General features: G+C 38.9%; 3 protein-coding genes. 1 reads left to right on the top strand and 2 read right to left on the bottom strand.

Annotated features, from left to right (window positions below; all coding sequences use genetic code 11):
* Both AC3AYF_RS21445 and efpL read right to left on the bottom strand, forming a co-directional pair.
* On the bottom strand, nucleotides 1–121 hold a 121-nt coding region (locus AC3AYF_RS21445), incomplete at its 3' end, for a DUF454 family protein (RefSeq protein WP_487780492.1).
* 6 nt (nucleotides 122–127) lie between these two features.
* Entirely contained in the window at nucleotides 128–694 is a 567-nt protein-coding gene (efpL, locus tag AC3AYF_RS21440) for an elongation factor P-like protein EfpL (RefSeq protein ID WP_487780491.1), read from the bottom strand.
* A gap of 233 nt (nucleotides 695–927) precedes the next feature.
* Here efpL and AC3AYF_RS21435 point away from each other — a divergent pair.
* Nucleotides 928–1,171, top strand: a 244-nt coding sequence (locus AC3AYF_RS21435; protein WP_487780490.1) for a Slp family lipoprotein, incomplete at its 3' end; no start/stop codon positions are given.

Raw genomic sequence — 1,171 nt, 5'->3', positions numbered from 1 at the left:
CCAGCGCTAAAATTAGAAAAGGTGTGGTCGGCAATAAGGGTAATACCGCACCGATAGCGCCTAGGATGACAAAAAACCAGCCTAGGCCAATCAGTAAGTAGCGTTTAATGGTGTCTTGCATGAGTGCTTAGGCGCGAGACATAAATTTATTAGTTACGGTATTAATTTTAATGATTTCGCCGGGTTCAATATATTCTGGTACTTGTACTTCTAGGCCGGTTGGCAGACGGGCTGGTTTAGTGCGGGCAGAGGCTGAAGCACCTTTGATGCCTGGTGCGGTTTCGATGATTTCCATGGCGACTGCGGCGGGCAGTTCTATGGCGACTAAGAGGCCATCGAGTAATACAGCAACAATAGATTCTAGACCTTCTATTAAATAGGGTACCTCGTCTTCAATATCTGTTGTGTTGATAGTGTATTGCTCATAATCTTCCAGACTCATGAAGGTATAGGCATTATCTTCTTTGTAGGAAAACTGGACTAATTTACGTTCACAATCGACTTCTTTGAGGAAGTCATCACCTTTTAAGGTTTCATCCCGTTTTTGTTTTGTTTTTAGATGATTGAATCGAATTTTATATAAGGTAGACGCGCCACGCGAAGATGGATTTCTTACTTCAATATCTTTGACTGAATAAGGTTCGTCGTTTACTTCGACGACCATCCCTCGTTTTAAATCACTGGTTTTTGGCATGTTCTTCTTTTAGCTATTAAATTGAGAAAATTGATTATAGGTGAGTAATATAACGCATAATTTACAAAACGAAATTGTTTCAATAAGAAGAAAGAGCAAAAGGTAGTGCATTCAGCGCTAAAAATACGCTAGGTGTTGTGTAACATTCAGTTTATTTTGTGGTCTATTGATTTGTTAGATAAAAATTAAAAGCGTTTTTCTGGCGTTAAGAAAAATACGTTATGGAGATAAAAGTGAAAAAATTTGTATTGCTGATAACTTTTTTATTAAGTGCTTGTACTAACACTTCACCAGCTATTCAAGTGTTACCAGCAGGGAATGTTGAGCTTCGTGATGTGCTGGTAAGTGAGAATGATAGCCTTGTGGGGACGCAGGTCCGTTGGGGCGGAAAAATCATTAGCGTAAAACAAGAAAACGGTCTTTCAATCATTGAATTAAAACACTATCCGTTAATGCGAAATGGCTTTCCATTATCGA

The sequence above is a fragment of the Salinicola sp. genome, from assembly GCF_982684285.1.
This window is presented reverse-complemented; position numbering and strand designations above follow the sequence as displayed.

What these genes read in the sequence shown, in the direction of transcription:
- efpL (WP_487780491.1), bottom strand. Translation starts at nt 694, where the DNA reads ATGCCAAAAACCAGTGATTTAAAACGAGGGATGGTCGTCGAAGTAAAC.